6 protein-coding genes are annotated in these 6,746 nt (G+C 41.3%); all 6 read left to right on the top strand.

Features of this window, described 5'->3' with window-relative positions; all coding sequences use genetic code 11:
* Positions 1-151 precede the first annotated feature (151 nt).
* Complete coding sequence (locus WBJ10_RS08830) at positions 152-892, top strand: isoprenyl transferase (protein ID WP_424289402.1); 741 nt, start codon at positions 152-154, stop codon at positions 890-892.
* 61 nt (positions 893-953) lie between these two features.
* Entirely contained in the window at positions 954-3,509 is a 2,556-nt protein-coding gene (locus WBJ10_RS08825; protein ID WP_424289400.1) for a BamA/OMP85 family outer membrane protein, read from the top strand.
* Between the two features lie 5 nt (positions 3,510-3,514).
* On the top strand, positions 3,515-4,048 hold the full coding sequence (locus tag WBJ10_RS08820) for an OmpH family outer membrane protein (RefSeq protein WP_424289398.1): 534 nt from the start codon (positions 3,515-3,517) through the stop codon (positions 4,046-4,048).
* A gap of 46 nt (positions 4,049-4,094) precedes the next feature.
* A complete protein-coding gene (locus tag WBJ10_RS08815) occupies positions 4,095-4,640 on the top strand; it encodes an OmpH family outer membrane protein (protein ID WP_424289396.1) in 546 nt (181 codons plus the stop codon).
* 192 nt (positions 4,641-4,832) lie between these two features.
* Entirely contained in the window at positions 4,833-5,639 is an 807-nt protein-coding gene (murI, locus tag WBJ10_RS08810; protein WP_424289394.1) for a glutamate racemase, read from the top strand.
* A gap of 115 nt (positions 5,640-5,754) precedes the next feature.
* Positions 5,755-6,746, top strand: a 992-nt coding sequence (locus tag WBJ10_RS08805; protein ID WP_424289392.1) for a complex I subunit 1/NuoH family protein, incomplete at its 3' end; no start/stop codon positions are given.

Genomic DNA, 6,746 nt, shown 5'->3' with positions numbered 1-6,746 from the left:
GCTCAGACCTCAGACTTCGCTACAACCTTTGACTTTATTACGCTCCATGACCTCATTTAATTCCTCCATTAAAAACGATACAAATATTTGTACCTTTGCAGCTCTAATTTAAGGGCTAAATTATTTTGCCTGTAATTAGTTGTTATCACAAATGAGTTTAATTGATCAAATCGATAAGGAGCGCCTTCCAGAGCACGTCGCCATTATAATGGACGGAAACGGCCGTTGGGCGAAGGAAAAAGGAAAGCTCCGGGTTTTTGGACACCAGAATGGGGTAGTGTCGGTCAGGGATACGGTTGAAGGTGCTGTGGAATTAGGGATTAAAAACCTCACTTTATATGCCTTTTCTACTGAAAACTGGAACCGGCCCAAGCTGGAAGTGATGGCTCTCATGGAATTATTGGTAGCTACCATAAATAAAGAGACCAAAACACTAATGAAAAATGGCGTGCGTTTAAACGCGATTGGAAATCTTGCTTCATTGCCGGATAAATGTTATCGTCAGTTGAACGAAACGATTGAAAAGACTTCTCAAAATACCGCATGTACACTTACCCTGGCACTAAGCTACAGTTCAAGATGGGAGATTACTGAAGCTGCGAAGCAATTGGCAATTGATGTAAGGGATGGAAATGTAAACGCGGAAGATATCACCGAGGACACTTTTGCATCCTATTTGAATACATCGGATATGCCTGATCCAGAACTGATGATCCGCACAAGCGGTGAGCACCGGATAAGTAATTACCTATTATGGCAGTTGGCTTATTCTGAACTATACTTTACTCCCAAGCTCTGGCCCGATTTCAGAAGAGAGGATCTTTTTGAGGCTGTCATTGATTTTCAGAAGCGCGAAAGACGCTTTGGAATGACGAGTGAGCAGTTGAACTAATTGTAACTTTAACACTTTTTAACAAGTGATTAGCTTATTTTAGCACCGTTAAACACAAAAAATGAACCGCATTTTAATCATAATATTTTTCCTTATTTCTGGTACTTCTGCGATGGCGCAGTTTGGAAGAACGGGGACACCGCAGAAGCCAAGAACTACTGCTCCAAGTTCGGAAATAAGTTACCTCAACCCGCAGGAATTTACTATTGGGGGAACTAATGTAATAGGTACCCAGTTCCTGGATAAATCTGTGTTGATTACAATTTCTAAGCTTACTACCGGCGATAAGATTATGGTACCTGGAGATGTTACTTCAAACGCCGTAAAGAATCTCTGGGCTCAGGGTTTGTTCGACGATGTGAAGTTAAATATTGCGGAAATCAGGGGCGACTCTATCTTTTTCGATATTGTTGTGGTTGAGCGTCCACGCTTAACCCGAATAGAATTATTAGGGCTTAAGAAAGGGGAAGTAACAGATGTTAAAGCAAAGCTAACCGATAAAACGGGTAAGGTTGTTAACGAAAACCTGATTAAAACAACAACGGATATCATTAAGAAGCATTTCAATGAAAAGGGTTATCTTTTTACTGATGTTTCTATCGTACAGAGAAAAGACACAGCAGAAGCCAATAATTTGATATTGGATGTCACGGTTGATAAAAATAGCCGTGTAAAAGTTGACAAAATACTTTTCACCGGCAATAAAGATTTTAAAGAAAAAGCCCTTCAAAAATATCTCAAGAAAACTAAAGAACGCGCATTTTACAAGGTCTTCGGATCCGCTAAATTCCTGCAGACAAAGTACGACGAGGATAAACTTAACATGATCTCGAAGATGCACGAAAAGGGCTATCGGGATGCGGAAATTGTCGGTGATTCTATTTATCGCTCCAGCGATAACGGCGTAACGATTAAAATTGATCTTTACGAAGGACCTAAATATTATTTTGGAGATATTTCCTTCGCAGGAAATGCTAAGTATCCGAAAGAGTTTCTTGAAACCCTTCTTGGGATTAAAAAAGGGGAAGTCTTCAGTGAAGAAAAGCTGACCAGAAAACTATCAAGCAGTCCTAATGGTGATGACGTATCTTCCCTTTACCTAAACGACGGTTATCTAACCTTTAATGTTGACCCCGTTCAAACCAAGATCTATGGAGATACAATTGATCTTGAGATCAGGATGTATGAGGGCCCGCAATACACGATTAATAAAGTAATGGTTAAGGGTAACGACCTGACTAACGATAAAGTTATACTTAGGGAAATCCGTACTAAACCCGGCCAAAAGTTTTCCAAAGAGCTAATCGTTCGTAGTACACGTGAGATCGCACAGCTTGGAAATTTCGATGATACTAAAACGGATCCAAGGCCAATTAATATTAACCCTAATGAAGGAACAGTAGATATTGAATATAATGTAGTCGAAAAGCCATCAGATCAGATTGAACTTTCCGGTGGTTTCGGTGGTGGTCGGGTTGTGGGGACGCTCGGACTTACATTCAATAACTTCTCTGCAAGGAACCTGTTTAACATGAGTGCCTGGAAGCCGCTTCCTAAGGGTGACGGACAAAAACTGAGTATCAGGGGACAAACGAATGGTAAGTTTTACCAATCTTATAGTTTCTCTTTCTCTGAGCCTTGGCTTGGTGGTAAAAAACCAATCTACTTTGGAATCAGCGCGTTTACCTCTCTGCAATCCAATGGCTTGAGCGATTCAAATATCGATCAGCAAAAGATCCGCCTTAACGGGATGACCTTTACGCGTGGTCAGCGTTTAAAATGGCCGGATGATTATTTCCAGGCAAACACGTCGATCAATCTGCAGCAATATAAACTGAACAATTATAATCAGTTTATCTTCTCAACCGGAACATCATATAACTTCAACCTGACTCAGGAGATCAGCCGCAGCTCTATTGATGCGCCAATCTTCCCAACCTCTGGTTCAAACCTTAAACTGACCATCCAGGCAACTCCGCCATATTCATTATTCAATAACACGAATTATGTGATTGCTACGGACAAGGAGAAATATAAGTTTACCGAGTACCATAAATGGAAATTTGAATCTCAGTGGTTCCAGAGAATTTATGGAAAGCTGGTATTAAAAGCTCAGGCACAGTTTGGATTATTAGGAATATATAATTCGGCTGTAGGCCAGTCAGCCTTCGAACGATTTAAACTTGGTGGTGATGGAATGCAGGGATTTGATTTCCTTCAGGGGTCTGAAATCATTGCGATGCGTGGTTATGCAAATAACGCAGTTATCCCCTCTGGATCTAATCCAACGGTAGCTATGGGTTCTGGTAGCCCGATATTTAACAAATACGTTCTGGAATTAAGGCACCCTATTACCGCAAGCCAGTCGGCTACCATATTTGTCCTCGCATTTGCTGAAGGTGGAAATACCTGGAATTCATTCCGCGATTTTGCCCCTTTTAACATTAGACGGACTGCTGGAGTTGGTGCACGGGTATTTTTACCTATTTTTGGATTACTTGGTATTGACTATGGTTATGCTTTCGATTCAATTCCTGGCGGTGGCGGTGATAACCGCGATGGAAAGCAGGCTTTCACATTTAGTATTTCCCAGGCCCTGAATGGCGGATTTAATTAATTAAGATGAAACGAGTAATTTTAAGTACTTTAATATTATTGTCAATCACGCTAACGGCGACGGCGCAGCGTTTTGCCTATGTAGATAGTGATTATATCCTAAAGCATATTCCTGAGTATACTTCTTCCCAAAAGCAATTGGATGCTTTATCGGCACAATGGCAGAAAGATGTGGATACGAAATTTGCAGATATTGAAAGACTATTCAAAGCTTATCAGGCGGATCAGGTTTTGCTTACAGAAGATATGCGTAAGCGCAGGGAAGCTGAAATAATTCAAAAAGAAAATGACGCAAAGGAATTTCAAAGGCTTAAATTTGGATTTGAAGGCGAACTTTTCCAGGTACGCACACGATTAATAAAGCCAATCCAGGACCGTGTTGCAAAGGCTATACAAGCTGTTGCCGATGCACAGCAGCTGGATATGATTTTTGATAAAAACAGCGAGCTCACACTATTATATGCAAGTCCGCGTTTAGACAAAAGCAACGACGTAGTTACCCGCCTTGGTTTTAAGCCGGGGACCTTTGTCACAAATTAAATGCTATTATAAACCATAAACGAAAACAGAACAAATAATACAAACAATGAAGAAATTAGTAAGAATTGGATTAGTTGCAGCAAGTTTATTCATGGCTGCAAACGTTGCAAATGCTCAGCAGAAATTTGGTCACATTAACTCTGCAGATCTTTTGCAATCTATGCCTGAAATGAAAACTGCTGATGCAACTTTTCAAACCTTTGCAAAACAAAAGCAAACGTCTTTGGAATTGATGGGTGCTGAGCGTCAGAAACTGGTTACCAGTTATGAGGATAAGTACAAAACTCTTAGCGAAGCGAATAAAGCTACTCTTGAAAAAGAACTAACCGCTCTTGGTACAAGCATCCAGGATATGGAGAAACGTATCACAGATGCTCAGGAAAAAGCTCAGGAGGAATTAACCACAAAACGTACAGAAATCTATCAGCCTGTTTTCAAGAAAGCTGAAGACGCTGTAAAAGCTGTCGCTAAAGAAAAAGGATTTGCATACGTATTCGATATATCACAACCAGGTGTTGTTTATTTTGATGGCGGTGAAGATCTATTAAGCGCTGTAAAATCGAAATTAGGGATTACTACTGCGAGTAAGTAAGAGCCTTTTTGAATTAAAGGAAGCGTAATCAGAAGTGGTTACGCTTTTTTTATGAAGTTGGATGGAATAAAGAACAAAGAGCAAGGAGCAAAGACCAGTGGATTTTAATCATACATTTGTACTTAATTGAAATGGGGTAAGGAAGCGTTTCCGTCCACTTTCAGTTTTCAGTTTTCAGTTTTCAACTTAAAAATGAGTTCCACTTTCCCCATAGGTATTTTCGACTCCGGTATCGGAGGCCTCACCGTAGCAAGCGCGATACGCAAGATCCTGCCGAATGAGCAGCTGATTTATTTTGGAGATACGGCGCATATGCCTTACGGCGATAAATCTCCTGAGGCAGTGAAATTCTACAGCTTGAAGATTGCTAAATTCCTGCTCGACAAACAATGCAAGGTAATCGTTATCGCATGTAACACGGCATCCGCCCATGCCTTCCATGAACTGGTCCATTTCCTGGGGGATCAGGTTCCTATTATCAATGTGATTGATCCTGTTGTTGATTTGTTGGCCAAAAATGGAAGTGACAAGAAGATTGGTGTCATCGGTACGAAATCCACCATCAGGTCTGATATTTATGCAAGGAAGTTTAAGCTGGCAAACCCGGATCTGGAGGTATCATCATTAGCTACCCCTTTACTAGCACCGATGATAGAGGAGGGCTTTTTCAATAATAATATTAGCAAGACGGTAATAAATTCATATCTCTCGTCTTCTAAATTAAAAAAGATCGATAGCCTGATACTCGCCTGCACTCACTATCCGCTTATCCAGGATGAAATATCAGCCTTCTATAAGGGAACGGTCAACATAATTAATACCGCTGAAATAGTAGCTCAGTACGTCCATGATCGCTTGAGTGAGCTCAAATTATTAAACGAAGGGTCCCTTAAGAAGCATCAGTTTTACGTGTCTGATTACACTCCGTCTTTTGAGAAAAGTACGAGGTTGTTTTTTGGGGAAAAGATTGGCTTGAGGTTGGAGTCTATTTGGGAGTAGAACCCAGGGATCATAATTACAGGTACAAAAATCAAGTTCACACGCCCCGATCTTGATACTTGATACCTGATACTTGCTACTAAATATGTAAGTTTGTTCCCATAAGCCCGAAGAATTGAATTTCTATCTGACATATGTACTCGTAGCAACCGCTTTATTCGCATTCACTGCCTTATTCACCTTATTCGCATTATATTCTGAACGTAAAATATCCGCTTTCATACAGGACCGCCTGGGACCGATGGAAGTTGGAAAGTTCGGCTCCCTACAAGCTTTTGCCGATATCCTGAAAATGCTTCAAAAGGAATTTATTGTTCCATCCGCAGCGGATAAAATTCTTTTCACTCTCGCACCGATAGTTATTTTCGTTTCTGTATATCTCGGGTTTGCGGCATTGCCATGGGCTCCCGGATTAAGCCCTTCCTCCTTAAACCTGGGCCTGTTCTATATCTTTGCAATTCTTTCCATGGAAACAATCGGCATCTTAATGGCAGGTTGGGGTTCCAATAATAAATATGCACTGCTTGGATCTATGAGATCGGTTGCTCAGATGGTTTCCTATGAAATCCCGGCAGGGATAGCCCTTATCTCGGCCGTGATGATATCCCAGACATTTAATATGCAGGAAGTCAGTATCAAACAGGGGATCTTATCGAACGAAACTATACTTTTTCTAGGGGCCTGGGATGTAAGCTCAATCGGTGGTTTTTTGGCTTGGAATATCTTCCAGGCCCCTCATCTTATAGTAGCGTATTTGATATACTTCATTGCTTCACTTGCCGAATGCAATCGCGCGCCTTTTGACATTCCGGAAGCGGAGTCTGAACTTGTTGCCGGTTTCCATGTTGAGTACTCCGGACTCCGTTTTGCATTTGTATTCCTCGCAGAATACTCCATGATGTTTTTAGTAGGAATGATCGGAGTTATTTTATTTCTTGGCGGATGGAATAGTCCCTTGCCCAATATCGGCGCGGCGCGGCTGGCAGATTGGACGACAAGTGTCGGATGGGGGATATTCTGGGTACTCATCAAAACGCTTTTGGTGGTTGGAGTACAAATCTGGATCAGGTGGACATTGCCGCGTCTGAGAGTAGACCAGTTAATGAG

The sequence above is a fragment of the Daejeonella sp. genome, assembly GCF_049655485.1.
Taxonomy (GTDB): Bacteria; Bacteroidota; Bacteroidia; order Sphingobacteriales; family Sphingobacteriaceae; genus Daejeonella.
This window is presented reverse-complemented; position numbering and strand designations above follow the sequence as displayed.

Bases quoted from the DNA above. Each gene is read 5' to 3' on its own strand.
- WBJ10_RS08830 (WP_424289402.1), top strand. From the start codon at position 152: ATGAGTTTAATTGATCAAATCGATAAGGAGCGCCTTCCAGAGCACGTC.
- WBJ10_RS08825 (WP_424289400.1), top strand. From the start codon at position 954: ATGAACCGCATTTTAATCATAATATTTTTCCTTATTTCTGGTACTTCT.
- WBJ10_RS08820 (WP_424289398.1), top strand. From the start codon at position 3,515: ATGAAACGAGTAATTTTAAGTACTTTAATATTATTGTCAATCACGCTA.
- WBJ10_RS08815 (WP_424289396.1), top strand. From the start codon at position 4,095: ATGAAGAAATTAGTAAGAATTGGATTAGTTGCAGCAAGTTTATTCATG.
- murI (WP_424289394.1), top strand. From the start codon at position 4,833: ATGAGTTCCACTTTCCCCATAGGTATTTTCGACTCCGGTATCGGAGGC.